The organism is Paraburkholderia ribeironis (assembly GCF_900019265.1).
Lineage (GTDB): Bacteria > Pseudomonadota > Gammaproteobacteria > Burkholderiales > Burkholderiaceae > Paraburkholderia > Paraburkholderia ribeironis.
Genome location: NZ_CYGX02000195.1, coordinates 1 through 712, shown reverse-complemented (window position 1 = coordinate 712; position 712 = coordinate 1). Strand labels below are relative to the sequence as shown.

The following is a 712-nucleotide window of genomic DNA, read 5'->3' as shown; positions in this document are numbered from 1 at the left end:
AGCAAGCGCTGCAGCAGCGTATCGACGATGCGGGGCTCGGCGACAACGTGAAGCTGCTTGGCTTCGTGCCCGACGAGCAGTTGGCGTCGCTGTATCGCGCGGCGGATATCAGCGTCGTGCCGACGGTCGCGCTCGAAGGCTTCGGCCTGATTACCGTCGAATCGCTGGCGTCGGGCACGCCCGTGCTGGTGACGCCCGTGGGCGGTCTGCCGGAAGCGGTGGCGGGGCTGTCGCAGGATCTCGTGCTGCCGTCGACGGGCGCGGACGCGATTGCCGACGGCCTCGCGAGGGCGTTCGACGGCTCCATCCGACTGCCGGATGCCGATGCCTGCCGCGCTTATGCACGGGCCCACTTCGACAACCCCGTGATCGCGAAGCGTGTCGCGGCCGTGTATAACGAGGCGATTCAGGCAGCGTAGTCGCCAGCCGCTGCGACGGCGAGGCGAAGTGACGAACGGGACGGCCGCGAGGCCGTCCTTTTTCTTTGGGTGGTGGGCGCACGTGAGAAGCGCTCATCGCCTCATATTTCCGGTATTTCAGGAACTATCGAGCGCGGGCCGTCGTTTCGACCCATAATTCCTGAATTATAGGAATTATTGACGCTGAGCGCGATTTGACGCAATAATTCCGATATTCTCGCCGTTATCTGTCTAACCATGCGGCAGATTGCTTAATTCCTAAAATATCGGAACTATGGCTCGCACTTTACCTC

The 712-nt window shown here is 61.8% G+C and carries 1 protein-coding gene; it reads left to right on the top strand.

The genetic code is table 11. The annotated features are described in order from the left end of the window. A partial coding sequence (locus tag BN2475_RS33110) for a glycosyltransferase family 4 protein (RefSeq protein WP_143326073.1) occupies window positions 1-419 on the top strand: 419 nt, incomplete at its 5' end. Window positions 420-712 lie beyond the last annotated feature (293 nt).